The sequence below is a fragment of the Arthrobacter sp. UCD-GKA genome (genome assembly GCF_001863355.1).
Lineage (GTDB): Bacteria > Actinomycetota > Actinomycetes > Actinomycetales > Micrococcaceae > Paeniglutamicibacter.
Genome location: NZ_MOLR01000002.1, coordinates 356,856 through 374,170, shown reverse-complemented (window position 1 = coordinate 374,170; position 17,315 = coordinate 356,856). Strand labels below are relative to the sequence as shown.

The following is a 17,315-nucleotide window of genomic DNA, read 5'->3' as shown; positions in this document are numbered from 1 at the left end:
CGCCCTCGCCGGCCCGCAACGGCGGGCCGGCACCAGGGCACCTGATGCGCACGGGGATGGACCCGCCGCACCCCGACACCGGGGCCGCGGCACGGTCCATCCCCGTTCGCGTGTTATGGTGCGAACTGCCAGTGGATGCGCCAGGGGCAGGAAACATGTGGCGGCAAACCGAGCCAGGGGAGCCGCTGGTAAGGAGTGGGCCCCATGGCCAGCAAGCGGACAGGCCTCATTGCACGATGGCTCGCGCGGCGGGCAGGTCGGGTTGCCCCGGAAACGGGAGCCGCCCCGGCCGATTCCGCGGGCAGCGCCGGCGACAGGACGTCCGGGCCCGCCGCGCCAACCTCCGGCGGAGCCACCGACCCCTTGCCGCCGGCACCGGGGCAGGAGGCCACCGAAGGGTCGGCAACCGAGGATGCGGCGTCGACCGCGGCGCCAACGCCCGAGCCACCAATCCCCGCCGCATCGAGCCCCGACGGGCCAACCGGCGACGGGCCCCCGGACGAGGGGCACCCGGCACCCGCCGATCCCGGCGGCCGGAAGGACGCCGGGGCTCCCGCTGCCGGAGACACGGCCGCGGACGCAGCGGAATCCGATGCCGAGGCGGAAACCGAGGAATTGCCGGAGGACGACGGCGGCCCGGGCCACGGCGGCACGCCGGATCCCGGCCGGCCCCTGGACCCGGTTCCCGCGCCCCTGCCGGATGCAGCAGTGCCCGCCCGGGACCACCGGGTCATCACGCTCCTCTCCCTGGAGGAGCACGCCGGCGCCACGACGCTGGCGGCCGCATTGGCGCCCCGGATCGAGGGAAGCGGCTGGCGGATCCGCACGGGCGGACCGGGCCTGCTCCGGGCAGCGTTCGCCGGAATGCTCGATGACACCGACGCGCTGGTGCTCGTTTCCCCGGGGGACCCGGACCTCACCGCAACGCTGGGCGAGAAGCTGCTCTGGCTGGAGGCCAACGGCAGGCCGGGAATACCCGCACGCACACTCGTGGTTGTAAACCTCGGGGCCGGGGACGGCGGGGAGCTGGTGCTCCCGGCGGACCTCGACCGGCCGGTGATCCTGCTGCCCTTCGACGCGGCGCTGGGCCTGTCCGCCTCCGGAAGACCCGCCCCGAAGCGGGCGACGCGGCGGGCCCTGGGCCAACTTGTCGACGAACTGACCACCATCCTTGAAGGAGCACCAAACACCACATGGCACACTACGACCTCGCCATCATCGGATCGGGATCCGGAAACTCGCTGATCACCGAGCACTGGGACGGGCGGAAGGTGGCGATCATCGATGCCGGAACCTTCGGCGGCACCTGCCTGAATGTCGGCTGCATCCCCACCAAGATGTTCGTCTACCCGGCGCAGCTGGCCGCATCCGTGGCCGAGGCCAAGGCCCTGGGCGTGTCGATGAGCTTCGACGGGGCCGACTGGGCGGCGATGCGGGATCGGATCTTCGGGCGCATCGACGCCATCTCCGAGGCCGGCAAGAACTACCGCGCCCACGAACTGGAAAACGTCACGCTCTACACCGAGCATGTCCGGTTCGTCTCGCGCAACGAGCTGAACACCGCCAGCGGCCAGAGCATCACCGCCGACAACATCGTGATCGCCACCGGCTCGCGCCCGGTGCTGCCGCAGGTCGAGGGGATCGACCTGCCCGGGGTGCACACCTCGGACACCATCATGCGCCTCGACGCGCTGCCCCAGCGCCTGGTGATCCTCGGCGGCGGCTACATCGCCAGCGAATTCGCGGCCGTCTTCTCCGCGCTGGGCAGCGATGTCACCCAGGTCAACCGCTCCGGCGCGCTGATGCGCCGGCAGGACGCCGACATCTCCGCGGCCTTCACGCAGGCAGCATCCGCGCGCTGGGGCGTCGAGCTCAACGCGGGGCTGCAGGGAATCGAGCAGCGCGACGATTCGCTGGTCGTCCGCCTGGAGCGCGACGGGCAGCCCCTGGACCTCGAGGCCGACGTGGTGCTGGTCGCCACCGGGCGCACGCCCAACACCGATGCCCTCGGGGTCGCGGAGCTCGGGTTCGAGCTGCGCGAGGACGGCTCGCTGGTGGTGGACGAGTACCAGCGCGTGGTGGCCGACGGCCTTCCCGTGGAGGGCATCTTCGGCCTCGGCGACGCGGCCAACACCGAGCAGCTCAAGCACGTGGCCAACCGCGAGGCGCGCGTGGTGATCCACAACCTGGAGAACCCCGGCGCGATGCGGCCCATGGACCGCCGCGCCGTGCCGGCCGCGGTGTTCAGCAACCCGCAGATCGCCTACGTCGGCGCCACCGAGGCCCAGGCGCGGGCCGAACACGGTGCCGACGCGGTGCTCTCGGTCATCCAGCCCTACGGGTCCACCGCCTACGGCTGGGCCATGGAGGATTCCGAGGGCATCGTGAAGCTGCTGGCCCACCGGGACACCGGGTTGCTGCTGGGCGCCCACATCATGGGGCACGAGGCTTCGCTGCTGATCCAGCCGCTGATCCAGGCCATGGCCACCGGGCTGGACGTGGCGACCATGGCCCGCGGGCAGTTCTGGATCCACCCGGCGCTGAGCGAGGTCGTGGAAAACGCGCTGCTGGGACTGGAGATCCCGGCGGGCGCATCCGCCCCGCTGTAGGGGGTTCGCCCGGGCATCCGGTGCCCGGGCGCCACCGCTCGCCGGTGGGGCACGCGAAGGCGCCGTGGGGCGGACACCGGAAGGTGTCCGCCCCACGGCGCTTTGTTGCTGCCGACGAAGCTGCTAGGCGCGCGGCTTGGCGGCGGAGTAGATCTCCTCGAGCACCGAGTCGTAGTCCTTGAGCACCTGGGCGCGCTTGATCTTCAGCGACGGGGTCAGGTGCCCGGAGTCCTCGGTGAAGTCGGTGGGCACGATGCGGAACTCCTTGATCGCCTCGGCCCGCGAGACCGCGGTGTTGGCCTTCTGAACCAGCGCGGCGATGGCGTCGCGGACCTGCGGAAGTTCCGCGGCCTGGGCGACGGTGGTGCCGGCGGGCAGCTGGTGGCGGGCCAGCCAGCCCGGCAGGGCCTCGGCGTCCAGGGTGATGAGTGCCGCGATGAACGGGCGTGCGTCCCCGACGACGACGCACTGGGACACCAGGGAATCGGCGCGGATCTGGTCCTCCAGCAGTGCCGGGATCACGTTCTTGCCGCTGGCGGTGACGATGATTTCCTTCTTGCGCCCGGTGATCCTCAGGAATCCGTCGGCATCCAGTTCGCCGATGTCCCCGGTGCGGAACCAGCCGTCGACGAAGGTCTCCTCGGTCAGGTCCGGCCGGTTGTAGTAGCCGCGCATCACGCAGAAGCCCTTGGCCAGGATCTCCCCGTCCGCGGCGATCTTCACGCCGTTGCCCGGCAGCGGGCGTCCCACGGTGCCGATCTTCAGGTGCTTGGGGGTGTTCACCGTGATCGGGGCGGTGGTCTCGGTCAACCCGTAGCCCTCCAGCACCGTCAGGCCGATGCCGTGGAAGAAGTGCCCCAGGCGCTCGCCCAGCGGGGCGCCGCCGGAGACCGCGTGCACGACCTTCCCGCCCATGGCGGCCCGGATCTTGCCGTACAGCAGCACGTCGAAGAGCCTGTGCTTGAGCTTGAGGCCCAGCGGGACCTTGCCCTCCTGTTCGGCGCGCGAGTAGGCGATGGCGGTGTCGGCGCCGGCGTGGAAGATCTTGCCCTTGCCGGCGTCCTCGGCCTTGAGCATCGAGGAGTTGTACACCTTCTCGAACACGCGCGGCACCGCGAGGATGAAGTTGGGCTGGAAGGACTGCAGGTCCGGCAGCAGGTTCTTCACGTCGGCGGTGTGGGCCACCTTGACCCCGCCGGCCACGGCGAGCACCGAGATGTAGCGGGCGAAGACGTGGGCCAGCGGCAGGAACATGATGGTCGCCGCGCCCGGGAAGACGACTTCGGGAAGCTCGGCGGCGGCGTTGTCGCTGAGCTCGACGAAGTTCGAGTGCGTCAGCTCGCAGCCCTTGGGCCGCCCGGTGGTGCCCGAGGTGTAGATGATGGTGGCCAGCGAGTCCAGCCCGGCGGCGCTCCTGCGCTCCTCGAGCACCGCGTCGTCCACCTCCTTGCCCGCGGCGCGCAGCGCATCGAGCCCGTTGCCCTCGATCTGCCAGACGTGCTTCAGCTCGTCGAGCCCTTCCTGGTGGGCGGCCTGGCGCACGACGTTCTCGTGGTGCGGGGCCTCGACGATGGCGGCCACCGCGTGGGAGTCGCCCAGGATCCAGGCGACCTGCCCGGGGGAGGAGGTCTCGTAGACCGGGACCGTGACGCAGCCGGCGAACCAGATGGCGAAATCCACCAGCGTCCATTCGTAGCGGGTGCGGGCCATCAGGCCGATGCGGGCCCCCGGTTCGATGCCGGAGGCGATGAAGCCCTTGGCCAGGGCCGCGGCGTCGGCGGCGAATTCGGAGGCGGGGATGTCGATCCAGGTGCCGTTCGGGCCGGGCTTGGCCAGCAGCGCCGGGTCGGCCGCGGAGCGGGCGTGGCGCAGGAGCAGGTCGGTGATGTTGGTCTGCGGAGTGTTCTCCACCAGCGGAGGGACTACTAGTTCCTGCATTTTGCGCTCCTTCGGTTCCGGGGCGGGGCGGTGCGAGCCAGCCAACCCCCATCGATCCCCTCACCACCCATCTTAGTGGTTCGGGTCACATTCTTTACTCACTAGTAACTTACGGGTATTTGCCCGGCTTCGCAACAAACCCCGCCGCCGTGCGGCGCAGTGGTTCCCGCGCCCGTGAGGGATCCGTCGCGGGGGCCGGCGCTGCGCCAGGGGACGCATGCGCTAGACGCGTGCCCCGTCGTCGTCGTCCTGGCGGTGCCGCGGCAACCGGGCGAAGAGGAACACCGCGGCGGCAACGGCGATGACCACCAGCCCGATCCACAGCGGCATCGGCGCCCGGCGCCAGAAGATGGCCAGCAGCAACAGCGCCATCGGCGCCCCGGCGGCGCAGATCCAGGCCAGGTTCAGCAGCGGGTTGCCCGATCCCAGTGCCGGGGGTTCCTCGGGGATGAATGCGCCGTCGTCATCGTCCTCGGGCCCCTCGTAGTCCCGCGGCCCGGTGAGTGCCGGGTGCATCCGGAACAGCTGCGGGTCCACGCCCCGCGGCGTGTTGGCGCCGGGCAGCACGGTCCCGGAGGCGTCGGTCCCGGGGGAGTCGCCCGGGGGCGCGTCGGGGGCAGCGGCGGGGTCCGCCTCCAGGCGGCGGACCAGGTCCTCCCAGACGGCGTCGTCGGAATCGCCGGATTCGGCCGGCTCGTGAAACGGGTTGGTCATGGCCTGCTGGTGTCCACTTCCTGAAAGAACTCGATGGTGCGGGCGAAAATCTCTTCCGCCTCATGGTCAAGCGTGGCCACGTGGTAGCTGCGCGTCAACCGTTTCACCTCAAGGTGGACACCGGGCTTGAGCCCGGCGCGCAGCACCCGAAGGCTGGATTCGGGCACCACGTGGTCGGTGTCCGAGCGGAACACGAGCACCGGCGCGGTGATGGACCCCAGCCGCGCGGCGGTGTCCTTGAAAAGCTTGCGCAGCTCGTGCACCCCGGCCACCGGGGTGCGGTCGTAGGCGTGCTCGTTGCCGCCGGGCTTGGCGATGTCGTTGGCGATGGCCGCGACGCTCGGGGCCACGAAGCGCAGCGCCCCGGTGAACGGGGCCAGCGGGGAAGCGATGGTCAGCCCCGGGTTCACCAGGGCAAGCCCGGCCACCGCGTGGGTCGAGGCCAGGTTCAGCGCCAGCGCACCTCCCATCGACAGGCCCGCGACAAAGACGCGTGAATGCGTGGCGGCCAGCGCCGCGTACCGCTGGTGCACCGCCTCGAGGATCTGCGTGTACCTGGTGCCGGCCAGGTCCTGCCAACTGGTGCCGTGCCCGGGCAGCAGCGGCAGGTCAACGGTGTAGCCGGCCCCGGCCAGGGCGCGCGCCCAGGGCAGCAGCCCGGCCGGCCCTGCCGTGAACCCGTGCAGCACCAACACCGCCTCGCCGTTCGTCCCGTCGTGGTGGAACGGTGCATTGGGGCCGGCGGACCCTGGTGTCTCTGGCATCTGGTGCGTGCTCCTGGATGGGAATCGGAGGTTCGCCGCGGAGCTGCACCCGGTGCCTGCGTCGTGCCGAGTGTGACCGATGGCGTTTTTTGCCTACAGTTAGAGCCTAACTGAGAACCCGGCATTCCCCGCCGGGTCCGCGGGCCCTGGGCGCGCGGATTCCGGAGGGAGCACCGCGAACACCCACCGCACCCCGCACCTCGGCCCGGAAGGCACCCACGGAAATGTTCTACCAATTCATGAAGAGGTTCATCGTCGGGCCGCTGGTGAACGTGTTCTTCCGCCCCTGGGTCAAGGGGCTGGAGAACATCCCGGCCGAGGGCGGCGCAATCCTGGCCAGCAACCACCTCTCGGTCTCGGACTCGATCTTCCTGCCCGTGGCCGTGGACCGCACGGTGATCTTCCTGGCGAAGATGGACTACTTCACCGGCAAGGGCCCCAAGGGCCGGATCACCGCCTGGTTCTTCCGCATGATCAACCAGATCCCGATGGACCGCTCCGGCGGGGCCGCCAGCGCGAACTCGCTCGGTGCCGGTGCCCAGGCGCTGGTCGACGGATCCCTGCTGGGCATCTACCCCGAGGGCACCCGCAGCCCCGACGGCCGGCTCTACCGCGGCAAGCTGGGGGTCGCGAAGCTCGCCCTGGAGGCCGGGGTCCCGGTGATCCCGGTCGCGATGATCGGCACCGACAAGGTCCAGCCCATCGGCAAGCGGGTGCCGACCATCCGCCGCGTGGGCATGATCATCGGCGAGCCGCTGGACTTCTCCCGCTACGCCGGGATGAGCGAGGACCGCTTCGTGCAGCGCTCGGTGGTGGACGAGATCATGTACGCGATCATGCGCCTGTCCGGCCAGGAATACGTGGATACCTACGCCGCCACGGTGAAGGCGAAGCTGGATGCCGAGCGCCGCGCGAGCGGCAAGAAGAAGTAGCGCCCGGTGCCGGTGCGCGGCACTGTGAACGCCCCGCGTCGGACGGTTACGTGCAAAATGCCCGCCGAGCCCCGGGGCGGTTTACCCTAGAGGGGTGACTCAGCTATCTTCGACTTCCTCAATGCCCGGACAATCCCCGGCGGGTCCGGCAGCGGACCCCGCCCTGGACATCTGGCGCACCCTGCCCATTGCCCAGCAGCCGACGTGGAGCGAGAGCCCGCATTATGCCGAGTCCGTCCGCGAGCTCGGTTCCCGCCCGCCGCTGGTCTTCGCCGGCGAGGTGGACATCCTGCGCGAGCGCCTGGCCGCCGCGGCCCAGGGCAAGGCCTTCCTGCTCCAGGGCGGCGACTGCGCCGAGACCTTCGACGGCGCCACCGCCGACAAGATCTCCGCCCGCGTGAAGACCATCCTGCAGATGGCCGTCGTGCTGACCTACGGCGCCTCGATGCCGGTCATCAAGATGGGGCGCATGGCGGGCCAGTTCGCCAAGCCGCGTTCCTCCAACGACGAGACCCGCGACGGGGTGACGCTGCCGGCCTTCCGCGGCGACATCGTCAACGGCTACGACTTCACCCCCGAATCCCGCGCGCACGACCCGCGCCGCATGGTCGAGGCCTACAACACCTCCTCCGCCACGCTGAACCTGATCCGCGCCTTCACCCAGGGCGGCTTTGCCGACCTGCGCAGCGTGCATTCCTGGAACAAGGGCTTCATGGCGAACCCGGCGCACACCGCCTACGAGCAGCTCGCCGGGGAGATCGACCGCGCGGTGAAGTTCATGGACGCCTGCGGCGCCGACTTCGAGGCGCTGAAGCGCACCGAGTTCTTCGCCTCCCACGAGGCCCTGCTGCTGGACTACGAGCGCGCGCTGACCCGCACCGACTCGCGCACCTCCCAGCCCTACGACACCTCCGGCCACTTCCTGTGGATCGGTGAGCGCACCCGCCAGCTGGACGGCGCGCACGTGGACTTCCTCTCGCGGGTGCGCAACCCGATCGGCGTCAAGCTCGGCCCGACCACCACCCCCGAGGACGCCCTGGCGCTCATCGACAAGCTCGACCCGAACCGCGAGCCGGGCCGCCTGACCTTCATCACCCGCATGGGTGCGGGCAACATCCGCGAGAAGCTGCCGAACCTGGTCGAGAAGGTCACCGCCTCCGGCGCCCAGGTCCTCTGGGTCACCGACCCGATGCACGGGAACACCGTCACCTCCGAGAACGGCTACAAGACCCGCAAGTTCGACGACGTCATGGACGAGGTCCGCGGCTTCTTCGAGGTCCACGACGCGCTGGGCACCTTCCCGGGTGGCCTGCACGTGGAGATGACCGGCGACGACGTGGCCGAGTGCCTGGGCGGTGCCGACCCGATCCGCCAGGAGCAGTTCGACGACCTCTACGAGTCGGTCTGCGACCCGCGCCTGAACCACAAGCAGTCCCTGGAGATGGCCTTCCTGGTTTCCGGTGCGCTGGCCAAGGCCGGTCAGCGCGGCTAACGCCACCTTCGGCCCATGCACGATGGCCGGGTTCCTTCCCCCCCTCGGGGGAGCGGAACCCGGCCATCGGCGTTTTGTGCCTTCGGTGTTTGTGGACCTTGGCGGTCTTCAAGTAGATCGCACGCGCTCGAAGCACCCTGCCTAGCTACGACGCAGTTTAGGCAACATCTAGCCCTCATAATCGATTCGTTGATTAGAAGTCGGGCAACTTCGATAAGCTCAACATACTTTAACACCAGTGGCGGGCAGGAATGGCTATGGATTTATCTTTTATTTTGTGGACGTCGTTCATGGCGGCTGCAGTTGTTTCGGGAAGGATGCGCTGGAAATACGTTACGCGTCGGCGGCTCACCGATGAATATTGCAGCGAGATTGCAGAGACGCTGGCCGCAGAGATTTTCAGCTTGAGTGCGGGGCCGGCTACACCAGTTCCAATTGGTCCGGATTTGCGGAAAGCAATTGGTTCGCTGGAATTGATAGAGGTCGTGCGTTGGATGAACGGGCGAGGCTATACCAAAACTAAGGACTGGGGGTACATCCAAATCCTTCTGGGGGAACCTCCGACAACGATTGCCATCACCCAACGCGAGTATGACAAAGCGATCGCGAGCCCGCAGATCATGAATGTGATTCATGGTCCTGGCAACATCAACAACGGGGGCGTCCAAATAGTCGCAGGCGGAGACACCATTTTCAATGGTGATTTCCTCCTCGAGCTGGCCGCTGCGGTCCGAAACGACGCACGGGACGTCGAAGGCACTGAACACGACGAAGCGATGGCAATCGCACACACGCTCGAATCAGCGGGCCGCGGAGATATCGATCAAGACCTGCCTCGATTCCAACGTGCAATGATGTGGCTCAAAGAGCGAACCGGCGAAGTTGCCGTGGGTGCCATGGGATCAGGGCTGTGGGCAGGCGCGACGGCACTGTTTGCGAAGCTCGGGGCCTAACCACGAGCCATCCCGGGAGCTTTCAACCTGACCGTTGCTTATCCGTTGACTTTCGCTGGCTTCGTGTATGGCCAAGCGACGCGTGGGGGTGCTCAAGAAATGAGTCTGTGGGCTCGAACAAAGGATAACTTCGCAGTCATTCCAGGCAGCAGTGGGCATGAGCGTTGATGTGCATTCCTTGGATTCGGGCTGACGGTAATCGAAAACCATGGGCCAACGAGTAACTTGGTGGTGGCCGAGATTGGAGTTAGTCATCGGCATATGATCGCGCGAAACGGATAGGCGGATGGCAATTAGGAATAGATAATTTTCACCAAAGAGATCCCGCACGTCAATTACCGAACGATGGCGATCGATGCAACGCTGCTGCTGCCCTAGACGACCACGAGCTTGATGGTCGAGCCCTCCGGGGCGCTGCCGCCGGCGGGGGACTGGGAGCGAACGGTCCCGAAGAACCCGCCGAGGAACTCCTCGACCTCGACCTTGAAGCCCAGCGCCTCAAGCTCCTGGCGCGCCTGGGCCAGCTGGCGGCCCTGCATGTCGGGCACCTCGATCATCCGCGGACCGCGCGAGACGACGTATTCGACCGTTGAACCGCGCTCCAGCTGCCCGCCGGCGGGCTTCTGCGACAGGATCTGCCCGGCTTCCACCCTGGCGCTGTATTCCCTGCCGGCGTTCTTGCCCTTCAGCCCGGCCTTCTCCAATGTGGCATCGGCAGCCTTCGGCGTCATCCCGGCCAGGGAGGGGACGTCCACGGGCGCCGGGCCGCGCGAAACGACCAGCGCAACCTTGGTGCCGCGGCGCAGCTTCTCCCCGGAGTCCGGATCCTGCTTCAGCACCACGCCCTTGGCGACCTCTTCGGAGTACTTCTGCGTGACCTTGCCCGCGGCCAGGGACGCCAACTTCAGGTCGGCCTCGGCATCGGCCTGCTTGCGGCCGGTCAGGTTGGGGACGGCAAAGAGTTCGGGGCCCTTGGAGACCATCAGCGTCAGGCCCTGAAATCGACGGATCGTTTCCCCTGCGGCGGGTTCACTTCCAACCACGAGGCCACGCTCAAGCTTGTCGTCGAATACCTCGCGGGTGCCTGCCTGGACACCGGTGGCCGCCAGCTGGTCGACCGCCTGGCCGGCGGAGGCTCCCTTCAGCGTGGGGATCTGGAAGGGTGCGCCCGGGCCCATGCCGAAGAACAGCGAGGCCGCGGCCACGATGGAGGCCAGCAGCACCAGCATGATCCCGAGGATCCACTTGCGGCGCGCCGGGGTCCGGGGCGCCAGCTGGTGCGTCGGGATCTGCGCATCCTTCTTCCACGCGATTGCCGCCGCCTTGGCGTTCTTCCTGGCCTGCCGGGCGGACACCGGACGCTGCGGCCCGGACTCCATGGCTTCGGTGTGGGAAGGCACGGCCTGGGCGTGGTCCCAGCTTTCGTCGAGGGCCCGGGTGTGCCCGGCGCCGCCCAGGACGGTGGTTTGGTCACCGGCCACGCCCAGCGCGCGGGTGGCGTCCTCGGCCGAGTGGTCCTCGGCACCCCCGGAAGCGGACGGCAACGCCATCGTCGCGTCGGCGCCGTTGGCGGCCCGCCCGGCCGCGGCGGAATCGCGGTACTCCTGGGCCTGGGCCAGGGCCTCGTGCACCGAGGTGTGCGCCGAGGTCGCCGGGGGGATCAGGTCCTTGAGCCCGCCGAGGGTCTCGGATCCCAGGTCCAGCTGTGCGGGGGAGAGCGAGTCGTGGATCTGCTTGAGGTCGCTGAGCAGGAACGAGGCGTTCTGCGGACGGTCCTCGGGGTCCTTGTTGGTGCAGTAGGCGACCAGCTCGTCGAGCTCGCCCGACAGGCCGGGCACGAGTGCCGAGGGCGGCGGGACGTCGTCGTTGATGTGCTTGAACGCCAGCCCGTAGGCGCTGTCCGAGGTGAAGGGCTGGCGGCCGGTGAGCAGCTCGTAGGCGATGATGCCCACGGCGTAGATGTCGCTGCGTTCGTCTGCAGGTTCGCCCTTGGCCAGCTCGGGGGAGATGTAGGCGGCGGTGCCGAGGAAGTTGGTGGCGTTGGTGTGCGCGGTGGCTGCCCGGGCCAGCCCGAAGTCGGCGACCTTGATGCGCCCCTCGTCGGAAATCAACACGTTGGCCGGCTTCATGTCGCGGTGCACGATGCCTTCCTCGTGCGCCACAGACAGCCCGGTGCAGATCGCCTGCAGCACCACCAGCGCTTGGCGCGGGGTGTAGCGGCCACGGGATTTCAGCGACTGGCTCAGGTTCAGCCCGCGCACGAATTCCATGACCAGGTACGCGGTGGACCCGGAGACGTGGTGGTCGCGGATGCCCACGATGTTGTCGTGGGTCAGCCCCGCGGCGATGATCGCCTCGGCCTCGAAGCGTTCCAGGATGACCGGGTCGGAGGCCAGGTGGGCGTGCAGGACCTTCACGGCAACCGTGCGGTGCAGCCGCAGGTCCGTGGCTCGGTAGACGGTGGACATGCCGCCGTCGGCAATGCGGGCATCGAGTCGATAGCGTTCATCGAGGATCGTGCCTAGGCGGGGGTCGGAGTGTGGCGCTGTCACTTATCGATCGTAACCAGTGGTTGGGGACTTGGGGGAGTGTGCCACACGGGCGGCACGTGGTTCTTGCCCGGCCGGTGCGGGCGGGCATCGGGGCCCAGATGCAGGTGAGGGGTCGGTTCCAGTGGAACCGACCCCTCACCTTGGTGTGCTGTGGAGCACCAATCGACCTAGGAGGCTCGACGGGCCCGTGCTGCCCGGCGCTTCAGCGCCCGGCGCTCGTCTTCGCTCATTCCGCCCCAGACCCCGGCATCCTGGCCTGACTCGATGGCCCATGCCAAGCAGGTGTCCACCACGGGGCACCGTCGGCAGACACTCTTGGCTTCTTCAATCTGGAGCAGGGCCGGTCCGGTGTTCCCGACGGGGAAAAAGAGTTCCGGGTCCTTGTCCAGACAGGCCGCGCGGCTACGCCAATCCATGCTTGTTGATGCTCCTTGGGGGTAGGAAAAGTGAGGGGGATCGCCCTGGGCCGTGAGGCCGGGCAAAAGCAGTGCGGCGGGAAAATTGCCATACCCGAACGACTGCCTAACAAGGTTTTCATGTTACGTTCACGTAAACAAGGGTCCCGTGTTGCAAATACCTTTGCTTCCTTGAGTGCTTGGTCACAAGCACCCGTTTTGCGGCTCCCGCTAACAGGTTTGTTCCGTCGTGACAAGGGTGTTTTTTGGCCCGTTGCGGGGTCTTTGTCACACGAGGACCCTGCTTCCGCTTTGGCTTCGCCGGTGGTGGCCGTACTAGATTTGAGGCGTGATGAACCAGCCAGTGCCCCAGTCCAGCCGCCCCGCGATCCCACGCCGCCCGATCTCGGTGCTGGTGATTTCGGCGCTTCTGGTCCTCGAGGGGCTCGCGGTGCTGGCCTACGCGCTGACCTATGCCCTGTCCCTGGGCCAGACGGGCGAGTTGGGCATGGGGGCACGGATCTTCATGCTGGTGCTGATCATTGCGGCCGGTGCCTGGCAGCTGCTGGTGGCCCACCACTTCTTCCGGGCCCGGGCCTGGACGCGTGCGGCCGTCCTGGTCTGGCAGGTCTTCCAGATCATCCTGGCCTTGCAGATCGCCATGCCGGTCGACGTGTTGGTGGCGTGGCTGTGGCTGGTGCCTGCGGCGGTGGTCGTGGTGCTGCTCTTTGACCCGCGCACCACCGCGTTCCTGGGCGACCGGCCCACGGCGCACCCCGGGACCGGCAACCAACCCTGATTCTCCTGTTCCGCGCCGCGGGGACGGATGGCTCACGGAACCCGATTCACGCATTGGACCTGGCGGATCGTTCCCCGGTCCGCGACCATGGCACGGCCGCGCACGCTCACGGTGGCCGGCGGCAACCTGAAGCCGCTGGGATCGGCGTCCGCACCGAACTGCGGATCAAGCACGAGGAACGAACGCGCATCGCGCACCACCGTCGAGAGCCCCAACTCGAACAGCAACCGTGAACCGGGTTCGGCGCTGAGCACCAGTTGGAGCCCGGCACCCAGCAGCACCTCGGCGGCCCGCGCAGCCCGGGCCACGCGCAAGTCCGCGCGATCAATCAGCACCCGCGCCGCCTTCGGGTGGACTTGCATGAATTCCTCGGCCTGCACCGGCAGCTCGTCCCCAAGGCCCAGGTGCACGGTGTGGCCGGTATCCGCATCGCCCAGCGAGGCCAGGTGCCTCAGCAACGTGGACTTGCCCGAACCCTCGTGCCCTATGACCAGCCCGCAGGGGCCCGGCGCCCACACGAAGGCGCGGTTGTCCGGGCCGCAGAGTCCGATGGCCAGTTCCGGAGCCGCCTGTGGCCCCGGAGGCAGCGCCGGCAGCTGGTCGGCGGCCAGGGATTCGGGCAACGGCACGGAACGCAACCACGCGCCGGGCACCTCCCCGCCGGGCAGCGGCAGGCTCGCCGCGTCGTCGAGCAATTGGAATGCCGTGCCGCGCTGCGGTTCATCGGGCCCCAGCAGCACGCCCCGGCCCACCCGCGGGGCCACCTTGCGCAGCTGCGGCCATCCCATGAGGACCTCTGGTCCGGCGCCGCGCGGGAAATACCAACGGGTCTCGCACAGCGATGCAGCCCGCGAACCGGCCAGATCCCTGTCCCCGCTCACCACCAGGGCGCGGCCCAGCTCGGGGGCGGTGCGGGCGAACGCCGCCAGCTGCGCCTCGAGGCGCATGAACGCGCTTCCCTCCAGTGCCTGGGCCCAACCGCCGAGCCCGCACACCAGCAGCAGCATCGGCTCCACGCACGCGGGATCACCCAGCTGCAGGAGCAACTCGTTGATGCGCCACGAGTCGCCGGGGCCGAAGTAGCCGCCCACCGCCGGGTGGCCGCGCAGCGCGCCGTGGGTCCCATTGCCGTCGAGCAGCAGCGTCGGCATGCGCCAGGATTGGCGGTTCACCGCGTGCAGCAACAGGCCGGGAACCTTCTCGATGCCCGAGGCCGGCAGCCCGCACACCATCAGCCTGGTGGTGGTGCGCGGGTCAAAGACCAGGGGACCTGGCTGGGGCAGCTTCGGGCGGTCAACCAGCCCGATGGCTCCGGCTCCACCTGGCACCTGCCGCAGCACCGCACGGCCGATCGCGGGCAGGGACGCCGGAAGCGCGGCGGAAAACGGGTTCGGAGCGGGCTCGATATCCCGGTGCCCCCGCACGATGCGCCGCACCGCCTCCGCCAGCTCCGCGTCGGAACCTTGGGAGGCTTCGGCATCCGGCGCCCCGGTGTCGGCGGGCCCCGGCCCGGATCCGGCATGCGGCAGCTGCTCGGAGAACAGCATTTCGCCCAGGTCGGCCCCGAAGGCCCGCAGCCGGGCCGGGACGCTGGGGCGGGCGTTCACCCGGGCCCGGAAGCCCACCGGGGCGCCGCCGCCGCGCCGGAAATACGCCAGGCCCGGGGCGGAGGGATCCAGCCGGGCCGCCACCGGAGAGCCGACAAGGTCGATGGATTCGGCCTCGCCGATGGTGCGCAACGCGATGACCGAGCCGATGTTGGCCCGCAGCGGCGCGCTGACGGTCCCGGCGGGCCGCTGCGTGCTCAGCACCAGGTGGATCCCCAGCGACCGTCCGACGGTGGCGATGTGGATGACCCGCTCCAGGGCCTCGGGCAGCTCGGTGGCAAAGACGCGGAATTCGTCGATGAGCACCACCAGCCGGGGCAGCGGGAGATCGCCCGGCGCGCGCGAGCGCAGGTAGTCCCTGTGGTCGGTGGCCGCATGCGCCGCCAGGAAGGCCTCGCGGCGGTGCAGCTCGTTGCCGAGCAGTTCCAGGATCCGTTCGGCCTCGGCGGCGTCCAGGTCGGAGACGAAAAGCTGCACGTGCGGCAATCCGCGCAGCGGCGCCAATGTCGCCCCGCCCTTGAAATCCACGAGCATGAAGGCCAGTTCATCGGGCCCCGAATCCGCGGCAAGGCCCAGCACCAGGGTGCGCAGCAGCTCGGACTTGCCCGACCCGGTGGTCCCGGCGACCAGGAGGTGCGGCCCGTCGGCATCCAGGTCCACGCGCAGCGGGCCGGCATCGGTGTCCCCGACGATGGCACCGGGCCCGGAACCCGTGCCGCTTTCCCCGTCGGTCTCCGAGCCTGCCTCGACCCAGGGCAGCATGCGTGAGACCGCGCGGGCCAGGACGGGCAACCCGATGCCTTCGGTGAGCACGTGCAGGGACGGCTCCCGGGCGCCGTGCGGCGGCGCCCCGCTCTCCGGGGACCGCCGGCTTCGCGAGTGGCGTGTGCGGACGCCGGGGAAGCGGCGGGACTTCCGGATCCCTGCCGGGGGTGCGGAGAGCAGCCAGGGGTTCAGTTCGCTGCCCAGGCCCCGCAACTGGATCCGGCCGGTGGAGCAGTCGATGTGGACCTCGGCCCCGGGCACGGGTGCCGGGCCACCGCAGTGGATGGAGGCGGGCGCACCGGGGCCCGCGGCACCCTGTGACTGCCCGGGCGCTGCGACCGCGCCGACCGCTGCCGGGTGAGGCCCGGGCGTGGTCAGCAGCACGACCGTCGGCCGCGGATCCGGGGCAATCGGCGCGTCGGCCCCGCCGACCTGGACACCGGGCAGCATCGCGAATTCCGAGGGAAGGAAGCCGGCGGGTCCACGCACCACCACGCGCAGGGAGCCGGAGGCGAGCAACGGAAGCCAGCGCACCAGCACCGCGCGCAGCACCGGACCCCACGCCGATTCGGGGCCCTGGAACCACACGGCCGAACCCGCCTGCAGGGCCAGCGGAACCGGGGAATCGGACAAGATGCCGGGATCCACCACCGGTTCGCTGTCCGCGTCGCCCGCCGCCCCGCTCGAGTTCCCGGGTCTGGATCGCGGCTTCCCGCGCGCACGCCCCCGCGACCCCCGGCCCCGCTCCCGATGCCCGCGGCCGGGTCGCGGATCCGGAGGGGCGGCCCCCGAGGCGGTGCACAACCAGGCGGCCAGCCGTCCGTGCCCCAGCACGATTGCGGGGAATCCGTCGTCATCCACCGCACTCCCGGCGGCCAGCCCGGCCGCAACCGCTCCCAGCGCAGGGGCCAGGTCCTCGCGGCGCTTCGCATCGGCAGTTGTGGCCCGGGCCCAGGCGCGCCGGAAGCCGGACTTCCCACGGAGCACCAGCAACGCCGGCAACCCGCCGGTCACCAGGGAAATCGCGGAGAAGGCCAGGAAGAACACGCTGCGGGTCATCAGGAACAGGCCCACGCCCAGCCCCAGCGGTGCCAACGCCCCAACCAGCATCATCGCCAACCGGCTGCCCGGTTCCTCCGCGGCGATCGGCACCGGCTGCAGCGGCCATCGGGAGGACCCGGCCGACAGCCCGCCGGGCGGCAGCACCCCGAAGCTGCTGTCGCCCGCGCTGAAGGTGTCCCCGATCAACAGGCGCCGCTCCAGGATCGGGGTCTGGGCGAACCAGACCCCGTTGGCCGATCCCTCGTCGCTGAGCACGATGGAGGTGTCGGTCACCCGGACCAGCGCATGGCGGCGCGAGAGCCGAAGGTCCCCGATCGGCAAGTCGACCTCCCCGCGGCCCAGGGCCCACAGGCCGCGACGCAGCGGCAGCGTCCCGCCGGGATCCGGACCGCGCAACACCACCAGCACCGCCGGCTCGATCCCGCCGGCCGCGCCCTGCCATCTGCGGGGAGCAAGGCCCGCGGGTGCAGCGGGCACATCGCACAGCAGCAACCGCCCCTGGCTGGGCAGCTGCGCGATCTGCTCCAGCGGCCTCCCGCCGGCATGCCAGCGCAGCTGTGGCCAGCGCCTGGCCAGGGCAGCGGCCAGCACCGGTCCGCCGAGAGGCTCCGCGGCTTCCAGCTCCACCAGCACCGGCCGGCCCAGGGCCGCCGAGACGAGCCTGATGAACAGTTTCCCTCCCATGAGCCTTGTGCCCACCCGCCTTTCGCCGCGCGTTGCCGAACCGCGGTCC

Annotated in this window: 12 protein-coding genes; 6 read left to right on the top strand and 6 right to left on the bottom strand. The window is 69.5% G+C overall.

The genetic code is table 11. The features are described 5' to 3' along the window. Positions 1-204 precede the first annotated feature (204 nt). Entirely contained in the window at positions 205-1,245 is a 1,041-nt protein-coding gene (locus BLJ79_RS04995; protein ID WP_071213574.1) for a hypothetical protein, read from the top strand. Beyond that, complete coding sequence (locus BLJ79_RS04990; RefSeq protein WP_071213573.1) at positions 1,194-2,609, top strand: mycothione reductase; 1,416 nt, start codon at positions 1,194-1,196, stop codon at positions 2,607-2,609. The genes BLJ79_RS04995 and BLJ79_RS04990 overlap by 52 nt, the downstream gene beginning before the upstream one ends. A 123-nt stretch (positions 2,610-2,732) precedes the next feature. On the opposite strand, the gene BLJ79_RS04985 is transcribed toward BLJ79_RS04990, so the two are convergent. The 3 genes from BLJ79_RS04985 to BLJ79_RS04975 form a co-directional block, all read right to left on the bottom strand. Next, positions 2,733-4,547 (bottom strand): AMP-dependent synthetase/ligase, encoded by a 1,815-nt coding sequence (locus tag BLJ79_RS04985; protein WP_071213572.1) that lies wholly within the window; start codon positions 4,545-4,547, stop codon positions 2,733-2,735. Between the two features lie 222 nt (positions 4,548-4,769). After that, positions 4,770-5,261 (bottom strand): hypothetical protein, encoded by a 492-nt coding sequence (locus BLJ79_RS04980; protein ID WP_071213571.1) that lies wholly within the window; start codon positions 5,259-5,261, stop codon positions 4,770-4,772. Further along, the gene (locus tag BLJ79_RS04975; protein ID WP_071213570.1) at positions 5,258-6,025 is read right to left on the bottom strand and encodes an alpha/beta hydrolase; all 768 of its coding nucleotides are present in this window, start codon (positions 6,023-6,025) and stop codon (positions 5,258-5,260) included. The genes BLJ79_RS04980 and BLJ79_RS04975 overlap by 4 nt, the downstream gene beginning before the upstream one ends. Positions 6,026-6,249: 224 nt before the next feature. On the opposite strand from BLJ79_RS04975, the gene BLJ79_RS04970 reads away from it, so the two are divergent. The 3 genes from BLJ79_RS04970 (at position 6,250) to BLJ79_RS04960 (ending at position 9,402) form a co-directional block, all read left to right on the top strand. Next, a complete protein-coding gene (locus tag BLJ79_RS04970) occupies positions 6,250-6,957 on the top strand; it encodes a lysophospholipid acyltransferase family protein (RefSeq protein WP_071213569.1) in 708 nt (235 codons plus the stop codon). A gap of 121 nt (positions 6,958-7,078) precedes the next feature. Continuing rightward, positions 7,079-8,449: a class II 3-deoxy-7-phosphoheptulonate synthase gene (locus tag BLJ79_RS04965; RefSeq protein ID WP_071213568.1), complete on the top strand. Its 1,371-nt coding sequence runs from the start codon at positions 7,079-7,081 to the stop codon at positions 8,447-8,449. A gap of 257 nt (positions 8,450-8,706) precedes the next feature. Beyond that, positions 8,707-9,402 carry a hypothetical protein gene (locus BLJ79_RS04960; RefSeq protein ID WP_071213567.1) on the top strand — a complete coding sequence of 232 codons (696 nt, stop codon included), beginning with the start codon at positions 8,707-8,709 and terminating at the stop codon, positions 9,400-9,402. A 374-nt stretch (positions 9,403-9,776) separates the two neighbouring features. Here BLJ79_RS04960 and BLJ79_RS04955 read toward each other — a convergent pair whose 3' ends face one another. Together BLJ79_RS04955 and BLJ79_RS04950 are read right to left on the bottom strand one after the other, a co-directional pair. Continuing rightward, positions 9,777-11,954 carry a Stk1 family PASTA domain-containing Ser/Thr kinase gene (locus tag BLJ79_RS04955; RefSeq protein WP_071213566.1) on the bottom strand — a complete coding sequence of 726 codons (2,178 nt, stop codon included), beginning with the start codon at positions 11,952-11,954 and terminating at the stop codon, positions 9,777-9,779. Between the two features lie 167 nt (positions 11,955-12,121). Next, positions 12,122-12,370, bottom strand: a complete 249-nt coding sequence (locus BLJ79_RS04950; RefSeq protein ID WP_007271814.1) for a WhiB family transcriptional regulator — start codon at positions 12,368-12,370, stop codon at positions 12,122-12,124. A gap of 328 nt (positions 12,371-12,698) precedes the next feature. Here BLJ79_RS04950 and BLJ79_RS04945 point away from each other — a divergent pair, with 328 nt between their 5' ends. Beyond that, a complete protein-coding gene (locus BLJ79_RS04945; protein WP_139194727.1) occupies positions 12,699-13,148 on the top strand; it encodes a hypothetical protein in 450 nt (149 codons plus the stop codon). A 32-nt stretch (positions 13,149-13,180) separates the two neighbouring features. On the opposite strand, the gene BLJ79_RS04940 is transcribed toward BLJ79_RS04945, so the two are convergent. After that, on the bottom strand, positions 13,181-17,266 hold the full coding sequence (locus tag BLJ79_RS04940; protein WP_071213565.1) for an FtsK/SpoIIIE domain-containing protein: 4,086 nt from the start codon (positions 17,264-17,266) through the stop codon (positions 13,181-13,183). Positions 17,267-17,315 lie beyond the last annotated feature (49 nt).

Coding starts and splice junctions, on each gene's coding strand:
- BLJ79_RS04990 (WP_071213573.1), top strand. CDS start 1,194: ATGGCACACTACGACCTCGCCATCATCGGATCGGGATCCGGAAACTCG.
- BLJ79_RS04975 (WP_071213570.1), bottom strand. CDS start 6,025: ATGCCAGAGACACCAGGGTCCGCCGGCCCCAATGCACCGTTCCACCAC.
- BLJ79_RS04950 (WP_007271814.1), bottom strand. CDS start 12,370: ATGGATTGGCGTAGCCGCGCGGCCTGTCTGGACAAGGACCCGGAACTC.
- BLJ79_RS04980 (WP_071213571.1), bottom strand. CDS start 5,261: ATGACCAACCCGTTTCACGAGCCGGCCGAATCCGGCGATTCCGACGAC.
- BLJ79_RS04960 (WP_071213567.1), top strand. CDS start 8,707: ATGGATTTATCTTTTATTTTGTGGACGTCGTTCATGGCGGCTGCAGTT.
- BLJ79_RS04995 (WP_071213574.1), top strand. CDS start 205: ATGGCCAGCAAGCGGACAGGCCTCATTGCACGATGGCTCGCGCGGCGG.
- BLJ79_RS04965 (WP_071213568.1), top strand. CDS start 7,079: ATGCCCGGACAATCCCCGGCGGGTCCGGCAGCGGACCCCGCCCTGGAC.
- BLJ79_RS04985 (WP_071213572.1), bottom strand. CDS start 4,547: ATGCAGGAACTAGTAGTCCCTCCGCTGGTGGAGAACACTCCGCAGACC.
- BLJ79_RS04940 (WP_071213565.1), bottom strand. CDS start 17,266: ATGGGAGGGAAACTGTTCATCAGGCTCGTCTCGGCGGCCCTGGGCCGG.
- BLJ79_RS04970 (WP_071213569.1), top strand. CDS start 6,250: ATGTTCTACCAATTCATGAAGAGGTTCATCGTCGGGCCGCTGGTGAAC.